This is a genomic window from Salibacterium aidingense DSM 18341 (assembly GCF_000429685.1).
Taxonomy (GTDB): domain Bacteria; phylum Bacillota; class Bacilli; order Bacillales; family Marinococcaceae; genus Salibacterium; species Salibacterium aidingense.
The window spans coordinates 24527-43845 of the sequence record NZ_KE386940.1 but is presented as its reverse complement, the minus strand read 5'-3'; the positions used below and the strand labels follow the sequence as shown (position 1 = coordinate 43845).

General features: G+C 46.7%; 17 protein-coding genes. 10 read left to right on the top strand and 7 right to left on the bottom strand.

Annotation, left to right across the window (positions count from 1 at the left end):
• Positions 1-33: 33 nt before the first annotated feature.
• Together G475_RS0122270 and G475_RS0122265 are read right to left on the bottom strand one after the other, a co-directional pair.
• Positions 34-1815 (bottom strand): L-lactate permease, encoded by a 1782-nt coding sequence (locus G475_RS0122270; RefSeq protein ID WP_026703136.1) that lies wholly within the window; start codon positions 1813-1815, stop codon positions 34-36.
• 278 nt (positions 1816-2093) lie between these two features.
• On the bottom strand, positions 2094-2567 hold the full coding sequence (locus G475_RS0122265; RefSeq protein ID WP_026703135.1) for a UPF0158 family protein: 474 nt from the start codon (positions 2565-2567) through the stop codon (positions 2094-2096).
• A gap of 479 nt (positions 2568-3046) precedes the next feature.
• On the opposite strand from G475_RS0122265, the gene G475_RS0122250 reads away from it, so the two are divergent.
• Positions 3047-3880 carry an STAS domain-containing protein gene (locus G475_RS0122250; protein WP_026703134.1) on the top strand — a complete coding sequence of 278 codons (834 nt, stop codon included), beginning with the start codon at positions 3047-3049 and terminating at the stop codon, positions 3878-3880.
• A gap of 60 nt (positions 3881-3940) precedes the next feature.
• Here G475_RS0122250 and G475_RS0122245 read toward each other — a convergent pair whose 3' ends face one another.
• Positions 3941-4465, bottom strand: a complete 525-nt coding sequence (locus tag G475_RS0122245; protein WP_026703133.1) for an RDD family protein — start codon at positions 4463-4465, stop codon at positions 3941-3943.
• A 194-nt stretch (positions 4466-4659) separates the two neighbouring features.
• Between G475_RS0122245 and G475_RS0122240 the strand changes: the two genes are divergently transcribed.
• From G475_RS0122240 to G475_RS0122210, 6 genes are all read left to right on the top strand, one after another.
• Positions 4660-5664 carry a DUF3231 family protein gene (locus tag G475_RS0122240; RefSeq protein WP_026703132.1) on the top strand — a complete coding sequence of 335 codons (1005 nt, stop codon included), beginning with the start codon at positions 4660-4662 and terminating at the stop codon, positions 5662-5664.
• Between the two features lie 233 nt (positions 5665-5897).
• Positions 5898-7292 carry a YfcC family protein gene (locus tag G475_RS0122230; protein ID WP_026703131.1) on the top strand — a complete coding sequence of 465 codons (1395 nt, stop codon included), beginning with the start codon at positions 5898-5900 and terminating at the stop codon, positions 7290-7292.
• 95 nt (positions 7293-7387) lie between these two features.
• Complete coding sequence (locus G475_RS0122225; protein WP_026703130.1) at positions 7388-8227, top strand: MurR/RpiR family transcriptional regulator; 840 nt, start codon at positions 7388-7390, stop codon at positions 8225-8227.
• Positions 8228-8235: 8 nt separating this feature from the next.
• Entirely contained in the window at positions 8236-9381 is a 1146-nt protein-coding gene (locus G475_RS0122220) for a M20 family metallopeptidase (RefSeq protein ID WP_035712517.1), read from the top strand.
• Positions 9382-9627: 246 nt separating this feature from the next.
• Positions 9628-9828, top strand: coding sequence for an STAS domain-containing protein (locus tag G475_RS0122215; RefSeq protein ID WP_026703128.1), 201 nt, complete (start codon positions 9628-9630; stop codon positions 9826-9828).
• Between the two features lie 135 nt (positions 9829-9963).
• Entirely contained in the window at positions 9964-11163 is a 1200-nt protein-coding gene (locus G475_RS0122210; RefSeq protein WP_035712602.1) for a DUF819 family protein, read from the top strand.
• Between the two features lie 232 nt (positions 11164-11395).
• Here G475_RS0122210 and G475_RS26990 read toward each other — a convergent pair whose 3' ends face one another.
• Both G475_RS26990 and G475_RS27840 read right to left on the bottom strand, forming a co-directional pair.
• Positions 11396-11746, bottom strand: coding sequence for a M24 family metallopeptidase (locus tag G475_RS26990; RefSeq protein ID WP_026703126.1), 351 nt, complete (start codon positions 11744-11746; stop codon positions 11396-11398).
• Between the two features lie 132 nt (positions 11747-11878).
• On the bottom strand, positions 11879-12790 hold the full coding sequence (locus G475_RS27840) for a DUF4349 domain-containing protein (RefSeq protein WP_035712513.1): 912 nt from the start codon (positions 12788-12790) through the stop codon (positions 11879-11881).
• A 153-nt stretch (positions 12791-12943) separates the two neighbouring features.
• Here G475_RS27840 and G475_RS0122185 point away from each other — a divergent pair, with 153 nt between their 5' ends.
• Positions 12944-15214 carry an FAD-dependent oxidoreductase gene (locus tag G475_RS0122185; RefSeq protein WP_026703125.1) on the top strand — a complete coding sequence of 757 codons (2271 nt, stop codon included), beginning with the start codon at positions 12944-12946 and terminating at the stop codon, positions 15212-15214.
• 16 nt (positions 15215-15230) lie between these two features.
• The gene (gene nasC / locus G475_RS0122180) at positions 15231-17384 is read left to right on the top strand and encodes an assimilatory nitrate reductase catalytic subunit NasC (RefSeq protein WP_026703124.1); all 2154 of its coding nucleotides are present in this window, start codon (positions 15231-15233) and stop codon (positions 17382-17384) included.
• 201 nt (positions 17385-17585) lie between these two features.
• Here the strand turns inward: nasC and G475_RS26065 are convergent, their stop codons facing one another.
• Entirely contained in the window at positions 17586-17957 is a 372-nt protein-coding gene (locus tag G475_RS26065) for an RDD family protein (RefSeq protein WP_035712599.1), read from the bottom strand.
• 33 nt (positions 17958-17990) lie between these two features.
• The gene (locus G475_RS0122170; protein WP_026703123.1) at positions 17991-18284 is read right to left on the bottom strand and encodes a hypothetical protein; all 294 of its coding nucleotides are present in this window, start codon (positions 18282-18284) and stop codon (positions 17991-17993) included.
• A 291-nt stretch (positions 18285-18575) separates the two neighbouring features.
• Here G475_RS0122170 and G475_RS0122160 point away from each other — a divergent pair, with 291 nt between their 5' ends.
• Positions 18576-19244 carry an SOS response-associated peptidase gene (locus G475_RS0122160; protein ID WP_026703122.1) on the top strand — a complete coding sequence of 223 codons (669 nt, stop codon included), beginning with the start codon at positions 18576-18578 and terminating at the stop codon, positions 19242-19244.
• Positions 19245-19319: the final 75 nt, after the last annotated feature.

The following is a 19319-nucleotide window of genomic DNA, read 5'->3' as shown; positions in this document are numbered from 1 at the left end:
AAGGGGATCCCCCTCAAATTCGTGTCTTTATTTTTACATTTCGATTTTTTTATCCTGGTTTGGTATGACAGGCAGCCGTTTGTTATTTCCGGCAATGATGTAGCAGGCGGCTAGTGCGATAAAAAGGACAATGAGTGTTCCGAGGTTAAATAACCCTTTTTCTCCAAACCACACGATGGAATAGCCGAGGGCTCCTGTCAATAAAGCATAATATAGAAACGGGAAAATTGTTTTTCGGATAATGGCTCCTTCCTTCCCGACGAGCCCCACTACAGCACAGGCTGCGACAACATTGTGTACACAGATCATGTTCCCGGCTGCCCCGCCGACAGCCTGCAAGGCAACGATCCAGGTGGGGTCCACACCGATACGCGAACCTACATCGAATTGAAACAGGGAAAACATCATGTTGCTTACCGTATTACTCCCTGCAATGAAAGCTCCCATTCCACCGATGAAGGTACCGAACAGCGGCCAGAATTCCCCAACCGCGGAGGCCACCGCTCCGGCCAGTTCTACCGGCATGCTGGCATACCCGGCTGCTCCTCCGCCGGAGTTTAAGAACACCTGCACCATCGGCACTGTAAATATAAGTGCCGCCGAGGCTGCGATCATGGTTTTGGCCGACTGGGCCCATGCTTTCTTATAGGCCGAGCCGTTCATTCCATGGAGGGCAAACGTGATAAGGGAAACCACCAGAAAAACAGAACCAGGGGAAAATAATGGCTCAAACCCGGCGGAAATATCCGTTCCGAACAAATTGTTCAAGCCGAGGGTCCAGGAGTTCAGCCATTCATTAAAAGGAAGCGCTTCCAATCTTGTGATAACTAACAGCAGCCCAATAAGCAAATACGGAGTCCAGGCTTTTCCCATGCTCATGCTGCCACTTTTATGGGCCACATCCTTTAACTCGATAGAACCGATCCATTCCGGATTCCATTTGGACTTTTCATCAAAATCCCACGTTTCTCCTTCCGGAGGCATTAAAAATCCTTTTTTGGCTGCCGGTATTACGATAGCAAGACCCACCAGGCCGCCAATCATCGCCGGGAATTCCGGTCCGAGCAGATTCGCTGTGAGGGCATACGGGATGGTCATCGCCACCGAGGCAAACAAGGCAAACTTCCACATTTTAATACCTTCCGCAAATGATTTGTATTTCCCAAAGAATCGGGTCATCAAGGCAACCATAAAGAGCGGAATAAAAAGCCCCGCCACGGCGTGAAGAATCGCAACTTTTCCAGCAATTTCGGTCGTCAAAGCCAGAAAATTACTGGTGATGGAGGGATCCGCCGCCAATCCTTCCTGAACTCCTACCAGCATTGGAGTACCAGCAGCACCAAAGGAAACCGGGGTGCTCTGAATCGCCATTCCGGCCACTACTGCGGCCATGGCTGGAAAACCGAGACCTACCATTAATGGAACTGCTACAGCAGCGGGAGTGCCAAAGCCGGCAGATCCTTCAATGAAAGAGCCAAACAGCCAGGCGATAATAATCACTTGGACACGGCGGTCCGGGGAAATATCGGTAAATCCCTGCCGGATCGTTTTCAGTCCGCCACTCTCCTGAAGGGTGTTCAACAAAAGAATGGCGCCAAAAATGATATACAGCAGGGATACGGCCGTCACCAGGCCGTTCACAGAGGCCGCCGCCACAGTCGTACCAGGCACCCGCCACACTAATAGGGCCAGGGCCACGGCGACAACAAAGGATATTGGCATCGCTTGACTGGCAGGCCAGCGCAGCCCCACAAGGAAAACCGCGACCACAATGATTGGTAATAACGATAAAAAGGCCAACATTCCAGTACTCATCATCTTTTCCCTTCTTTCCTTTTTTAATATGTTGTTTTATTAGGAGAATAACCCGCCATAGTCAGGACCCATAAAAACAGCGGATTATGAACCACTAGACAAATGTTGCTTATTAAGCAACATAGTTTCTTTATAGGAGCAAAAAAAGAAGAAAGGTCTTATCGAAGAGATGACCTATCTTATATTAAACCATGACTCAAAAAAGTTTTCAATTTATTTGTAAAATTAGTTCTTTTTTGTCAATTTTCGACGGGGACGGACAAAAGTCTCTGAACGTCCTATTCGTCGACATAAGGAACATAGTGTGCCTCACACCACCCTCTGGCAAAAGCCCGGTACCCCTCATTCCGGAAAGCTTCCCAGTCGCCGGCGAGGCCCAGTTCGAGCACACGGTCCTGAAATCGGCGGAACACGCCGCTCCCCGTCAGTTCTCTTGTCAGCATGCTGCGCATCATTGGGTTTTTCAAATTTTGGATAAATTCCTCCATCAGTTGATACTCATCCACCGCCCGCCGGTCCGGGAGCGGGAGGTAGATATCCGCACCGGCTGACACCACGGCATCCGCCCATTGCCTCTCTTGTTTCTCCTCTGCGTCCAACATTCCATGCGGTGCTTTCACCTGCGCCCGCCGCAGCACATCCTCCCGAATCTGCACGACATCACCCGTCTCCCGGTTCAGAAAAGACGTCACCTGGTCCGGAGAATACATCACTGCTTCTACTACTGTATCTAAATGTATAGATGAATTCATTGTTCTCCCCCATTATGATGGCCATGGTTTATTTGGTGTAAACTATCCTGACCTTCCCCCTTCCCAGTCCATGAATTGGGAAAATAATTTATCTCAAACTCGGAAGCCGGGACAATCTCCTCCAGTTCTTTTAGGTTTACCGGTTTTTCCATTTCAAATGCTTTGTTTTCATTACATTTTATTTCTTACAGAGCTGCGAGGGAAAACTCATAACCCCCTAGAATCGCTGTGAAGACGATTACAGGCATAACACTGAAAATGAGAGAAAGCCAGCTGCTCCATTTCACGATAGCACTCCCTCCTTCTCTTTACACTCATTCTACTAGCTCTACCCTCATCTTTCCATTTCTCTCTTCTTCTGTTTTTTTTTATTTTTTCTGCTGATATGTAGTTTAATATATCACCAAATCGGGAATGTCATAGGTGGTTTGTATTAGAACTAATTTATTACATACAGATGGAGTGTGGTGGCCATGGACATGGATGTTGTTTATCATGAAGGACAAAATATGAAGGAATTCCTGTCGGAAAATAAGGACAGATTTGAACAACAATTACTGGAAGAAGCCGTGAATGTGCGGGAAAAAATCGAAGAAATTCAGCGGATCGGTAATATCGACCTGATTAATAACGCACATAAACTGGTATTTTATATTGTAGATCAGCGGGAAGCAGACTTGATTGAGTTTTCAGAACAGGAAGGTGTGGCCTGGGCGAAGTATTCTCTGACGTTGACGTTCAAACTGGAATGGGTGCAGGCGATCCGCCGGACGCTGTGGCGGTTTCTGGAACAGTACGAAACGTTGAAACAGGAAGAGGGGGAGAACTTCTTTGCGCTGGAGAAACGAATTAATGATTTTGTGGATAAATTTCTCAACTCTTTCTTTCTCAGCTATTCCAAGTACAAAGATAAATTATTGGAATCCCAGCGGGAGCTGGTAGAGCATTTATCCGTGCCGTTCATCCCTGTTTCTTCTTCCATGTGTGTCCTCCCTTTGATCGGCTTTATGGATAAGGCCAGGATGAATACCATCGAGGAAAAAGTACTGGTGCAGATCGGCGATCAGGGCATTCAAACCTTGATTATGGATCTTTCCGGCATCGCTGAAATCGAGGAAGACGTGGCGGAACACTTAATGCGGGTCATTGATGGGATCTATATTATGGGCAGTACACCGATTATTACAGGAATCCGTCCTGAAGTTGCCGGAAAATTAATAGAGATGGGATTAAGCGTTCAGACCAAAGCGGAAACAAAAGGAAGCCTGCAGCAGGCTTTATCCGATTATTTCATTGTCCCTCATTCGTCATAAGAAAGGGAGGCAGCCGAGACGGAATACCTTTCCTATCAATCTAACGCATACCGCGGCTTCTCAACTCTGCCGCGGTATTTTTATGACCTGGGTTCCCGTCAGTTTATCATACAGCGACTGCTTCTTTTTTGTAAAAACCGCCAATAAAACATAGGTAAAAATGAAGAAATAAACTAAAGCAACCTGAAGGTATAATTCCCACGGTACGTCCCCTCCCCCGCTATCCACCATTCGGTACACCATGGAGTGAGAAAGCTCCCACGGCAGAAATTTCAGCACCGTACGAACCACAGCACGCGGAACCGACAGGGCATGGTACTGATGGTCCACAACCTGAATTCCCGTTTTCCTTTTTCCAAAGGATTGTCCGCCAATGACAGAATCACTGACAATGAAATATAGAGAAACCGGCAGCGTCACCAGCAGAAAACCAACCGTCTGCGCTGTTGCCGCTCCTCCCGAAAACCACTGCTGTATTGATGGAAAAAGAACAGTGCTCAGGAAAAATAAAACGGCTCCATACGCTGCCATGAGCAAATAGTCGAATAAAAAAGCTTTGACTCGGAGATAGAAAGAAGCGTTCATATAAGACCCCCTTTTGCCCGGGAAATGGAAGACTACACAAAAAATATAAAAAGTCGGGATATGGGATACCGCTCTCCTTATCATTATAATATAAGTGCATCTTGAAACAGCTATTTATAGAAGATTTCGTCCAGTGCTGCAGCTCGATCTATAATTTCCCCCATGTTGGGAAAGCTTTAGGGGGAGGTGATGGTATGGATAAACAAAGCATAAATTTGACTTCCGCTGAAATTGGAACGTTGTGGACGGAATATATAAATGGAACAGCAATCTATATCGTGAATAAATATATGGCTTCCATTATAGAGGACAAAAAAACAAAAGATCTTTTTGATAAAGCGCTCCAGATTTTTGAAAACCAGAAAAATCAGATTGCTTCTTTCCTGGAATTTGAAGGATTTCCGGTTCCCATCGGATTCACCGACAAGGATCTTCATAAAGGCAGGGAGCGGCTGTTTTCCGACATATTCTGCCTTCATTACCTGCATATCATGACATCCCACGGTTTACTGGGGCATATTTCCTCCCTTGGTTCTTCTGTTCGAAAAGATTTACGTGATTTTTATGATACCTGTGATACGGAGGGGAAGCTGATTTTTCAGGAATCGATTGAATTATTACTGGAAAAGGGACACTTTCAGCGAACTCCCTATTTTTATCCGGAAGCGGGGCCATCGTTCATTTCCGGTTCTTCTTTTTTGGATGGTCATTTTTCAGATCAACGTCCCCTGGCTGCCACAGAAATTGCGAGTCTTTCGTTTAATATTAAAAAGAAAATTATGGAAAAAACACTCTCCATTGGCTTCAGCCAGGCGGCCCAATCCAAAAAGGTGAGAAAGTTTTTAAAGGCTACCCAAAAAAATGCAGACAAGCAAATCCAGTCCCTGGGGAAAATCCTGCATCAAGACAACCTCCCGGTACCGATGTCCTGGGAATCTGAAGTTACCATGTCCCGCCATTCCCCTTTTTCCGATAAATTAATGCTCTACCATATCGGTTTTTTATTGCAGACCTCGCAGGCCTATCACGGGGCCGCTCTCGCTGTCGCGATGCGCAGTGATCTAGTGTTACATTACGAACAAATCATATTAAAAAATCTTTCCATTACCAAAGACTGGTTTGATTTAATGACAAAAAACAGGTGGCTCGAGCAGCCGCCCCTTGCCCCGGACCGGGAAAGAATTGCAAAAGGGAAGTAACAGCCTTGTCGGGGCTGACCTCCCTGCTCCTGTCCCTTATAAAAATTAAAGATATTGACTTTCTATCTCTTTTTGTTATGCTTTTTAAAGAAGAAAAAAATTCTACTTATTAATTTAATGAAGTTTTTTCTTCTTTTTTAGAAAGGAGGGGATATCATCTAATCACATGGAAAACTTTTTTCTTCCACCCTTTTTGAAAACGCTTCAACCATTTTAAAAGGAGGTCCTTCCTTATGAACAAACTAAAAAGAATAGGAATGCCGGATGCGTTTGTTATTTTATTTTCTCTTCTGCTATTAGCATGGGTAGGGAGTTATCTGATCCCATCCGGCGAGTTTGAGCGGACTTCCGGCGATGTGGAGACCGTCATACCTGGGAGCTTTCATTTCGTTGATTCAGCTAATTTAGGTATTATGGATTTATTTCTTGCTATTCAAAATGGGATTATCGATACAGCACACTTGATTTCTCTGGTTTTGATCATGGGTGGAGCTATTGCTGTGATTGAATCTTCGGGAACGATAAATGCAGGGGTAAAGGTATTGGTGAATAAAACAAGAAATCAAACCTATCTCCTCGTCGCAGCTGTTTCCACTACCTTTGGAATCATTTCCGCCATCGGAGTCGGATCTAATGCTGTCATTGCATTTATTCCACTTGGCATCATTCTTGGAAAAGCCTTGAAACTGGATGCCATTGCCGGAATAGCTATTGTGTATCTTGGTTATTTTTCAGGATCTGCCGCTGCTGTATTTGATCCTATTACATTGGGGGTGGCTCAGGAAATCGCAGAACTTCCCCTTTTCTCCGGTCTCACGCTACGCGTTATCCTATTTTTCGTACTATTAGCTGTCACGATCACTTATGTATCTTTGTATATACGTAAAATCAGCGCAGATCCATCGAAAAGTTTAATGGGGGATCGACCTTTCAGTGATGAACCTTCCCATGAGGAACCCGGCGAAGAAAATCCTGTTTTTACAACAACACATAAACTATTGATCTTATTCTTTGCTCTTTGTCTAGGGGTATTTGTTTTTGGATCAATTAATCTAGGATGGGGAATCAATGAACTGGCTGCCATTTTCTTAATGAACGCCATTGGCAGTGCGATTATCGCCAAAATTCATCCAAATGACTTTGTGAAGAAGTTTATGGGCGGTGCCCGGAATATCCTCTATGGAGCTCTAATTATAGGAATAGCCAAAGCCATCACTGTCCTGATGGAAAACGGGCTGATTTTAGATACGGTCGTAAATGGCCTGTTTGTCCCTTTAAGCCACTTATCCCCAATGCTAGGGGCCCTTGCCATGTTTTTCTTTAATCTTATCTTTAATTTGTTAGTTCCTTCCGGAAGCGGCCAGGCAGCAGTGGTTATGCCGATGCTGACACCTCTGGCTGATATGCTCGATCTAACAAGACAGACGGCTGTCATCGCTTTTAAGCTCGGAGATGGCATTACCAACATTATCACACCTACCTCCGGCGTTCTTATGGCAGTCCTGGCGGTTGGCGGGGTGTCCTGGATCAGATGGATACGTTTTGTTTTTCCGCTGGTATGTCTCTGGTCCCTTGTTGCGATAGTCTTTGTAGTCGCAGCTGTTCTTATAGATTATGGGCCTTTTTAAAAACTCCCCCTTGGAAGAAGTTATGCTCATTTGCGAAGTGAATTATTCTACTTTATGATAAGTGAAGCAGAAATTTCTTCTAAGAGGTGGAAAAATTGAATGAATTATCATTTGAAGAGTTAGTAAAGGAAAAATACGACACCCTGTCCCCAGGAAAAAAGCGAGTGGCTGAATATATTTTAAAAAACCTGGAGAAAGCAAGCTACAACACGATCATTGAAATTCAAAACGAATCCAATGTCAGCGAAACTACCGTGATCCGTCTCGCCTATGCATTGGGATTCAGCGGGTTCTCGGATATGCAGAAAACCATTCAAAAACAGATTATTAACCACAATAACTATAGTTGGGAGCAGGAGGTAAATAATGATAATAATCCTTACTCCCAAATCATGGAAAAGGATATCCAAATCATCAAACAAACGTTGAATACAATGGATATCGAAAATTTTGAGACAGCTGTCGAACAGATCAGCCAAGCCGATAAAGTACTGGTCGTCGGCTATCATACAGCCTATGCCGCTGCGACCTGGTTTTCCTTAACGCTCGGCCTTCTTCGAGAAAATGTAAAATTGATCGAATATAAAAATGAATACGAGGAATTACTGGGGATCACAGAAAATACGGTGGTTCTCGCCATTTCGTTCCCGCGCTACCGAAAAAACACTTTTGCCTTTTTAGAAAAAACGAAAGAACAGGGAGCTTTTACGATATCCGTGACGGATTCGAAGCTGTCACCGATAGGAAGATTAGCTGATATCACATTATTAACAAATACCAATAGAGATGAAAGCGGTTATAATTCGATAGCTCCGGTGCTGAGCTTCTTGAATCTTCTCATTGTTGGCGTTCGAAAAAAAGATGATACAACGATGAACGAACGCCTTCAAAAATTAGAAGAATTCTATCAGAAAGATGAGAGCATTTTTGAATGAATGTATAAATGGAAGGAGTGGCCGTCATCAAAGATATATTGTATTACCTGCAGCGGCATCAATCTGACATCCTCGCCGACCTGAAAACACTGGTACAATCGGATTCCCCCACCCCGGATAAGTATTTAGTCGATCAATGCGGGCGAGTGTTAACAGATCTTTTTTCCCAGCGTCTCGGTCTGAATCCGGAGGTAATTTCCCAGACGGAAACAGGGGATCATCTTCGCTTCACCTTTGGAGAAGGAAAGAAGCAGCTGTTGATCATCGGGCATTTTGACACCGTTTGGGAAGAAGGCCGTCTTTCTTTCCGCATCGATGGCAATAAAGTCTACGGCCCGGGGACCATCGATATGAAAGGCGGTCTTATTCAAACGATATGGGCCCTTAAAGCATGTAAAGAACTGGGAATAATACCCCCTAAAAAAATAGTCGTCTTATGTAACGGGGATCATGAAGGAATTGCTTCTTACACGTCACGGCCCTACATCGAGAAAGAAGCCAGGCGCAGTGAGGCTGTGCTGGTGCCGGAAGCAGCCCAGGGAGAAACAGGGGCTCTCAAGACAGAAAGAAAGGGTGTATTGCGGTACACGATTACAATAAACGGAATTGCCGCCCATTCCGGAAATAATCACCAGGACGGCGTCAGCGCTAATGTAGAAATGGCCAAGCAAATTCTATACCTGAATGAATTCACGGATTATCAGGCAGGCACAACGGTAAATATCGGTGTCACACAGGGCGGAGAAGGAATCAATGTCGTTCCCGAATACGCGGAAATGAAAGTGGATGTTCGTGTAAAAACGATGCAGGAAGCCCAACGGATGGATCAGCTTATACAAAACCTGGCCCCAATAAATGAGCACACCACCCTGCAGGTCCATGGCGGAATCGTTCGTCCTACCATGGAAAAGACCCAGCAGACCGAACACCTTTTTCAACTTGCGAAGGAGGCTGCTGCTGAGATCGGTATGTCTTTAACGCAGGCCTCTGTCGGCGGTGGCAGCGACGGAAGTTTTACCGCCGCTCTCGGCGTCCCGACACTTGATGGGCTCGGAGCTGCCGGGGAAGGTCCTCATGCAGAACACGAGCATATTTTGATGGATCAACTCCCGGTAAGAGCAGCCCTATTAGCGAGGATTTTGACAAAACTATAATAAAGTTCTCTATGCTTTTTCTTCTCCTTCCACCCCGTCCTTAAAGCTTAAGGATGGGGTGGAATGTTTGGTGCTCGATGCAGTCGTTCTTGCACTTTTTTCTTTTGCCCCTCTCCTTATATAACAGGAGCTGGGATGGGTGCAGGCTATCCGAAGGGACGCTATTACTTTTTATTGAACAATTTGAAAAATTAACCACGCATATGGATAAACCAGATGACTTTCTGCGATCAGGGGATCTAGACTTTGATTATTGACCTTTCCGGCATCGCTGACATTGAAGAAGCAGCAGATCAACTGATGCGGGTGATTGAGGGATTTCATATTACGGGCAGCCATCCCATTGTTACCGGTGTACGGCCTGAAGTTTCCCAGAAAATAGTCGACATCGGTCTCGATCTTGAGTCCAGGGTAGAAACAAAAGCCAGCCTGCTTTTTTTCAAATGACAAAGAACCCCCCAATAACGGTAGAGTTCACAATTTTTTTCGTTTGAACATTTTTCAAAAAGTGATAAAATGGCTGAGTCTTATTATCATTCAATAGAAAAAATTTTCAAAGGACAGCAAGAGGTGTTTCTCATCATGGGTAAGGATATGGCGGTCATTCAAGATCCGATGGCTGTTTTTGCTTATTTAATCGCCATTGTCGGGATTCTATTTATGTTATCTACGATAGATAATAAATTTATAAATAAGCTTTTTCGATATGCTCCCCCTTTAATCTGGATGTACTTTTTACCAATGCTTTCCACCACCTTTGGTATTATTCCGCAAAGTTCGGATTTATATAGTTTTCTAAGTACGTATATCCTGCCGGCAGGTTTGTTATTATTAATGATCAGCGCGAACGTTCCGGCTACAATTAAGCTTGGCGGGAAAGCCATTGTGTTATTTCTGGCCGGGACAATAGGTGTTGTTATTGGCGGCCCGATTTCCTTTGCTCTATTCCAGGGCATCCTGCCGGAAGACGCTTGGCGTGGGGTAGGTGCCCTTGCTGGAAGCTGGATTGGCGGAACAGCAAACATGGGTGCCATGATTTCAGCATTTAAGACACCTGATGATATATTAAGTCCGGTCATTTTGACAGACACGTTAGTCGGCATCAGTTGGATGGGTGTCATGATTGCATTATCCAGTTTTCAAGATAAGTTCAATGCGTGGAATGAGGCGGATAATTCTACCATTAAGCGGGTGAATGAAGATATTGCGACAGATATGCAGAGAAATGTTAAACCGCTGCAGCTTCCACAGCTGTTTGGAATTTTAGGCATTGGGATGGCAGGATCCTATATCATTCGTGTATTCGCAGACATGGACTTTATTCCAAAAAGTGATATTATGAGCACTACCACTTGGTCGTTTATTATCATTACGGCTGTTGGCATCGCTCTTTCCTTTACAAAAGTAAGAAACCTGGAATACTACGGTGCCAGTAAAATCGGTTATTTAGGAATATATTTATTCTTAACCGTCATCGGGGCACAGGCAAATTTAGCAGATGTTGTGCAGTCCCCCCAATTTCTTCTCATGGGAGTTGTTTGGTTAGCTATTCATATCATTTGTATCTTTGGTGCTGCCAGATTATTAAGAGCGCCGTTGTTTTTCGTAGCTGTCGGATCCCAGGGTAATATCGGCGGAACAAGTTCTGCCCCGATTGTGGCTTCGGTGTTCCAACCGGCATTGGCACCTGTTGGTCTATTGATGGGTATTTTAGGTAACGTGGTCGGAACCTATGCCGCCTTATTGTGTGGAAAACTGGCCCAGATGATCGCCGGGGGATAGGCATAATCACAAAGGAACACAAGAAAAAAACCCCATTCCGCTTTTTCAGCAGGTATGGGGCTTTACTTTGTTTGCTTATTATCCTTAGTGCTTCATGTTTACTTTGGCTGAAATCATGCGGCCATCTTCCGAAACAGTTTTCACTTCAAATGCTTTACGGTCAGAATCAGCGAAAGCCGCCAGCGAAAAAACTCAAACGGACCGGCAGAATCCAGAACCTCCATTAAAATTCCTACCGTACGTTTCGCCATTCCCTATGTCTATCTGAATCCATCGTTTTTACCTCTGTTGGCCCTCTTGCAATGTCGTAATAATCGGGCCTTCCTTCGTTGATGGTATGTTCAAATTGCGCCACCACGCTTTCATTTGTTAAAAACCTCCATCCATCGTTAGATTGATACATTTCTTCTTCAAATATAGAAATAAAGGGCACAGACGCGAGAACCATACCGTTTTTTAAAAGTTCATCATCCCAGCGCGAGAAGAAATTAAAAATATACTCCGGTTCCTCATGTCCGACCCCGTGTCCCGTCAGATTTTTAATAACGGTAAAACCCCGCTGTCTCGCTGTTTTGTTCACCATTCGTCCAAGCTTGCTTTTTTCGAACCTGGTTTTGCCTTCTCCAGTCCCGCGTTAAAAGCTTCCCGCCGTGTCCCATAATTTCTGCAGCATCTCTTCTCACCAATGCAAAAAATGGTGAATATCTTCCCTGCTCTATTCTTCATTTCTTTTCCTTTTTCTATAGAAGAAAGCACTACCTGCGGCAAGCAGTAACAGCGGAACAAGGACCGGGGACAGGCCGATGAGAAAGACGGCGATGCCGGATGCGGCGCGGACGATTCCATTCAGCGTCCGTGTGAATAGATTCTGCGCTTTCTCCCACGTGTTCAGCGATTCTCCACTTTGCAGGGTAGAGCCGGTGCTTTCCTGTATCTGAATATCGACGGTGGAATAGGCCACGTGGTTTTCCAGGTAGTTCATCTGCCCTTTCAGCTGCTCGATTTCTTCCTGGACGGCGGATAAGTCTTCCGAAATCTGCAGGAGAGCGTCGGTATTCCCGGCTTCTTCCATAAAGGAAGTCAGACGTTCTTCCTGGGTTTCTTTAGAACTCAGCCGGGATTCCAGATCCACGTATTCTTCGGTAACATCTTCCCCTTGGGTCGAACGTTCCTGCACACGAATACTGTCGGATTCAAGACCATTCATGAAGGGAGAGAAATTTTCTTGTGGAATCCGGACGGACAGCGATCCACTCCGTTCGCCGCCGGCACTCACCTGCATGTCGGACTCTACGATGTAGCCGCCCGTATCTTCCACCTGGGTTTCAATCCGCTGCTCGGCTTCATGGAAGTTCTCCACTTCGATAGATAGGTTTCCGGTTTTAATCACCATCCTGTCCGAAGCATCGATATCTTCCGCTGCCTCTGTATTCTCTCCAGTATCTGCACTGCTTCCACCAGCCTGACCGCTGGAGTCCTGCGCCGACTGTTCAGCTGTGCCTGCATCATTGGCAGCTTCTTCGGTCGAGGCCTGATCTTGTTGTGCTTCCTGTGATTCCTCATTATTACAGGCAGCCGCAAGAATCAGCAATATCACCGCCGGCACAGTCATCATCCACTTCCACATAATAGACCCCCTTTTCTTTTTCTGCCTCGTTAGACGTGAAGAAAGGGGAAACGTTTCTTTCCCGCTTTTCAAAAAAGTTTGTAATATTTCCTCTCGAAACAGTAGTCTGTGACATTTTTTTACGTGAAGATAGAAGAAGAGAGGGGAGAGTCCATGACACAGAGATTAATTGTGATCGGAACCGGTATGAGCAGTCTGCGTCTAATGGAAACCATCGTGGCCGAAGCGCCCGGGCAATTTAGCATTCAAGCGTTCGGGGAAGAGCCCTTTCTACCCTATAACCGGGTCAAACTCTCTAGCTGGCTGCAGGCCGAACATAGGGAAGCGGCTCTATACCCTCATCACTCAGACTGGTACGCCGATAACGATATTCATGTGCATACAAATGAACGAATCATACAGATAGATCCACCAGCAAAAACCGTCCTCACCGAAAATGGAGAGCGGTACGGCTATGATTACGCTGTGATCGCGGCGGGGTCTTCCCCGGTTCGTCTGAATATTCCAGGAAGCGGCAAAAAAGGAGTCCAAACCTTCCGCACTTTAGAGGATGCCCGCCGCCTGAAAGACATCGCCTTCCGAAGACAAAAAGCGGTAGTGGTTGGCGGCGGCTTTCTCGGCCTGGAAGCAGCTTACGGCCTTGCCAAAGCAGGAACGAAGGTGGAAGTAATCCAGCGCGCCGATACCTTGCTGCCGCCGCAGCTGGACGAAACCGCCTCTCAGTATCTACAAAAAGAATTGGAGAAACACGGGATTACGTTTCACTTCGGCCAATCCATTCAGGAAGTAACAGGAGGACAGGAGGTAAAGGGAGCGGTCCTGCAGGATGGTACGTCCCTTCCTGCCGATACCGTATTGTTTGCCGCCGGTATCCTGCCGAACAGCCAGCTGGCTGAAGAGAGCGGACTGGCGGTGAACCGGGGCATTCTTGTCGATGATTATATGAAAACAAGCACAGACAGTGTCTATGCCATTGGAGAATGCGCGGAGCATAACGGGACAACGTACGGTCTTGTGCCGCCGGTATATGAACACGCCCATACCGCCGCCCTTCACCTATGCGGAAAACCGTCCTCCCCTTACAACGGATCCTCTTCCTACAGCCATTTAAAAATTGCAGGGGTTGATTTATTCACCGGCGGCAGAATGGAAGAGTCAGAGGACACACATGTGATCGTCCAGGCGGACAGCACAAGACCGCTTTACCAAAAGGTGGTGCTCAGGCATGATGTTATCCAAGGAGCGGTCCTTTTCGGGGATACATCCACCGCCGATGACATCACAGAACGGCTGCAAAACCAAAAGCCTTTATCGATGTCAGAAAAAATTCAGTTGTTCTCTGGAGAAGGCAAAACGGAAAAACTCGTGCACTGTACACCGGAAACCACGATCTGTAAATGCAATCAGGTCAACAAACGGACCATTCTCCGCCACATTGCAGGTACCGAAAAAGCAAGTGCTGCTACCATTCAGGAAGACACGCGGGCCTCGACCTCATGCGGAGGCTGTGCAGCGGATGTTTCCAGTCTGCTTCAGGTGTTTGACCGCTGTAAAGACCAGGCCTCAGTAAATACTTTCTGTTCCTGTACGATGTGGGAAGAAGAGCAGGTCAAAGAAAAAGTTTTTTCAGGAGAATGGAAGAGAATGGAGGATGTCTTCCGTTCGGCAGCATGGCAAAACGAAGGCTGCGACATCTGTATTCCGGCTTTAACGTATTATTTTTCCCTTACCGGAAAGATCGCCTGGCAGAAAGCACCATGGGTGTTGGAAGAAGCGGACGGCCGCTATACCGTTACTTCTCTTCCGATCAGAGGCGATGACTCCGGTGATATACTGCGGCAATGGATGAAGCTGCAGGAGAACCTCCCCGGTTCCCGGCTGCGATTCGAATCAGACCAGCGCCTCTCGCTTTCCGAAATAACGGAGGAACAGATGAATGAGGTATGCACTGCAGCGGGCCTCCCCCAGCACGTTTTTGCCGGGGCCAACCTGAAGCCGTTCACGATCGAAACCCGCCGTAACCGTGAGTTGTTTTATCGATTGGAGAGAAACCTGTATACGTTATCGTTTCCCTCCACGTTTACAATCAGAACTACCAGCGTGTTCCCGGATGGGTTATCAAAATATGAGCTTGGGCTCGTCTGGAACGAGGACGCCTGGGAAATGCATGCCGAAGGAGACACCGGCCGTATTATCCTTTACGCTGCACAGGAGCAGGAAGTCGAAGATATGGTGAAAACAACGATCCAACATTTCCGCGAAACCGCCTTTTTCGAGGAACCCTTTGCCGACTGGATCCTGCGCCTCTCTCCGGTTACAATCCGGGAAATCTTGTTCCTCGAAGACGACAGGGAACTGCTGATACAGGCGCTCGAGGAGCACATTGAAATCGCTCAAGGGAACGCCGTTATCCATTCAATATGACCAGGGAGGAATAACTATGAGTGAACAGATGCTGGCTACCTTCCGTAAACGACAGCAGCAAGCAGCAGAAGAAATAGTTTATCATACCCAGTGCCCCTTCTGCAGCATGCAGTGTAAAAAGAAAGTTCTAGAGGAAAAACAAGGGGCTCGCGTCAAATATCGTACGATCGGGGTGGATAATCCCACGACGAAAGGAAGGCTGTGCGTCAAAGGAAAAAACGCCTATCAGCATGCTGTCCACCCCGAACGGATTACCACCCCCCTTATCAAAGTGAACGGAGCGTTTCAAGAGGCAGATTGGGAAGAAGCCCTGAGTGTTATCCAGAAAAATCTGAGCCATCTCCAGGGAAAACATGGTCCGAACTCCGTCTCCCTGTATGGCGGGGGCTCTTTAACCAACGAAGAGGCTTATCTGCTCGGAAAACTGGCCCGTGTCGGACTCGGCACCAAATATGTCGATTACAACGGCCGTTTTTGTATGTCTTCCGCTGCTTCGGCAGGGATGAAAGCATTTGGAATCGACCGCGGCTTCACCAATCACATCGAACAGATTCCGGATGCTAAGTGCATCATTCTTGCCGGCACCAATGTCTCCGAATGCCAGCCTACCTTCGTTCCTTATCTGGAAGAAGCAAGGCAGAACGGCTGTTTCCTGATCGTCATTGATCCAAGAGAAACCGATACCGCCGCCATGGCAGATCTTCATTTAAAAATAAAGCCAGGCCAGGATAAGCAGCTCGCTCTCCTGCTCGAAACCTATATTTTACAAAATCAATTACACGATGAATCGTTCTGCCGGGAACGCACCTCCGGTTATGACGAACTAAGGGACATGCTGAATAACGTCGATATGGAAACAGCTTTTGAAGATACCGGCCTTTCCCTGCAGGACATTCAGGAAGCGGCCTACCGATTCGCATCCGCCCCGACCGGGATGATCTTGACGGCACGCGGCATTGAACAGCAAATCAATGGCCACGAAACGGTACGTCATTTTCTCCACCTGCTGCTGCTTACCGGCAAAATTGGCAAATACGCCTGCGGTTACGGGGCCATTACCGGCCAGGCGAACGGGCAGGGTGGCCGCGAACACGGTCAGAAAGCGGATCAGCTCCCGGGCTATCGTTTTATCGACAACCCGGAACACCGACGCTATATTGCAGACATATGGGGTGTCAAAGAAAAGGACCTGCCGGACAAAGGCGTTTCTGCCTACGAAATGATGGAACGCATGGAAGAAGGAGAAATCAAAAGTCTGATTCTCATCGGCTCCAATCCTGTCGTTTCCAACCCAAACGCCAATCTCGTTCATAAAGCATTTTCTTCCGTATCCTTTATGGTGGCAGCAGAAATGTTCATGACAGAATCCGCTTCCTACGCCGATGTTATTCTTCCCACCAGTTCTTATCTCGAAGATGAAGGGACATTGACGAACGTGGAAGGACGGGTCACGCTGCGCGAAGCGTCCCGGCCGCTTCCGGGAGAGTGCCGGCATGATTGGCAGATCATGGCCGCCATAGCGGAAGTCATGGGACGGGGGACGTTATTCTCCTATGAAAAAGCCGAAGATATTTTTAACGAACTCAGGCTGGCCTCCCGCGGCGGCAAAGCAGACTATTATGGCATGACGTACGACCGTATCCGTAGAGAATCCGGTGTCTTCTGGCCGTGCCCATCCGAAAATGCCAAACAAGAAACCACCCTATTTTCAGAAAGCTTCGCCACCGCAGACGGTCGGGCTCATTTTCTCACTGAATCAGCCGCAGAAGAAGTTTCCAAAGAAGAGATTGACGAAACATATCCACTCTATATTACAACAGGACGTACGATGAATCATTATTTAACCGGAGAACAGACACAGCGCAGTTCTCGTCTCGCCGCCCGGGAGTTTGAATCTTACGTATCGATCCATCCCGACACCGCAGCAAAATACGGGATCCGCTCCGGGGAACTCGTAGTAATCACTTCCCGGCGCGGTTCCGCCACCCTTCGCTGCTCCGTCTCAAAGGAGATACGGCAAGATACATTATTTGCTCCGATGCATTGGGGCGGCAAGCAAAACATCAACCGCCTCATTGACAGTGCCCTGGACCCCGTCTGCAGGATGCCTGGCTTCAAGCGGGCTGCCGTTTCTATCCGACCGGCAGCCAGCAGCGCAGGCTCCGGATAATACCGGAGACTGACGGCAGATATCGGACAATTTCCTACGTATACCGGCAAAAAAATGTCCTCCAAACGCATCTGGAGGACATTTTTATTTAGGATTTCCGAAAAAGTCTTATATATGGTTATGGTGGACAGTTCTATTCAGCTATTATTTCGAAACAGAGATGTTATTGATACTGCGGCTGTTTCGGTTCGTGTTTCACATTCAATCATGAATCGATTTTTTATCTTCCCGGAGTCCGACCATAAAGGCACTCACCATTGCCGCAATCCCAAAGGTGAAGGCATAAAGTAGCCCTCCCACAAGAACCCGCAGCAGCATCGTACTAATCGTGACGTCTTCGCCGGATTCTTTCACAATCCGAATGTTAACAAGCCGCTTTCCAATCACATATCCCCGCCAGAACACCGGGAGCAGGATCATATACAATAAACTCAATAGATCCGTTACATTAAACTCTTCGTGATATAGTTCCCCATAGATCACCCATGTGATCAATCCAAAAAAGAATCCTATAATAAGAGAATCCAGGATGCCTGCACCTAGTCTTATCCAAAATCCAGCTCGTTCTTCCACGCCAACCGCCCTTTCCCTCTTACATTGTTTTTCTCAAGCTTCGTCCGACGATGCTGTTTCCTTCTTTGCTGTCCTTTCTTCCTTCTGCTGCCGCTGCGGTATAAGACCAGGAGCAGCAATAAGCCAGCTGACCCCAATAAAAAAGAGAATAGCATACACGATCTCTTCCCCCACGCCTTCTGTATTTTTCACCTGCTCAAAAACAAAGGGAGTGACAGAAGGAAAAAAAATAGACAGAAAGATGCCTGCAAACTCTCCGACACTATGAAAATAAAAACAAGCGCTGATCAATAAAAGGACACCCGTAAGGACAAACATATAAATCATCCACGAACCTCTCATGTATCTATTATGTAAAAAACTTCCTTTCTATTACAACAAAAATAAGCGCCGCCGTCCACTTATTTTTTCACCGAGGTCCCTGTAATCAAGATTATCAGCAGAATAACCACTCCAACCCCCAACATCAAGGAAACCAAACTCATCGCTTCCCCCTCTCCGAAACACAAATGATATTTACAATTATTTCAAAAGTGGGCCGATTCTTCAATCTTTTCGTTATAAAGACGAAAGAAAAACCCTAAGCTAATAGCAATACGAAAAGAAGGAGTTTTTTCTATGTGTGGACGTTTTACGCTGACTGTACCTCTGCAGAAGATCGAGGAGAGGTTTGACATTGAAGATACGACATTAGAGGATTATGAGCCGAGTTTTAACATCGCTCCGGGGCAGAACGTGGCAGCCGTGATTAACGATGGAGCGAAAAACCGTCTCGGAGTCCTGACATGGGGACTGGTTCCGCATTGGGCCTCGGATCCGAACATCGGATACAAAATGATAAACGCCCGCGCGGAAACAGCCCATACCAAAAACAGTTTCAAGCGCCCGCTCGAAACCCAGCGCTGTATTCTTCCTGCAGACAGCTTTTATGAATGGAAAACAGAGAATGGAAAAAAGCAGCCATACCGCATCCGGCTTGCCGGCGAAAGTCTCTTTGCATTGGCTGGCTTATGGGAAAAATGGGAAAAGAAAGAGGGAGACAAACGCTTCACCTGTACGATCTTAACAATCGAGGCCAATGCTTTTATGGAAGGCCTCCATCACCGTATGCCGGTTATTCTGAAGGAAGAATTGGAATCGACATGGCTGGACCCCGGCATCCAGGACCATCACGCCCTGCAAAACTGCCTGGCTCCCATAGATTCATCCATCATGGAAGCATATCCCGTGTCGAAGGCCGTCAACAATGTTAAAAATAACGCGGAGGATCTACTGAACCCATTATAAAGGCGGTTTCAGCTCTTTTCCCTCTTCACTGAGAGCGGAGATTACCTTGCGGACATTTGTTCCGCTAAATATCAA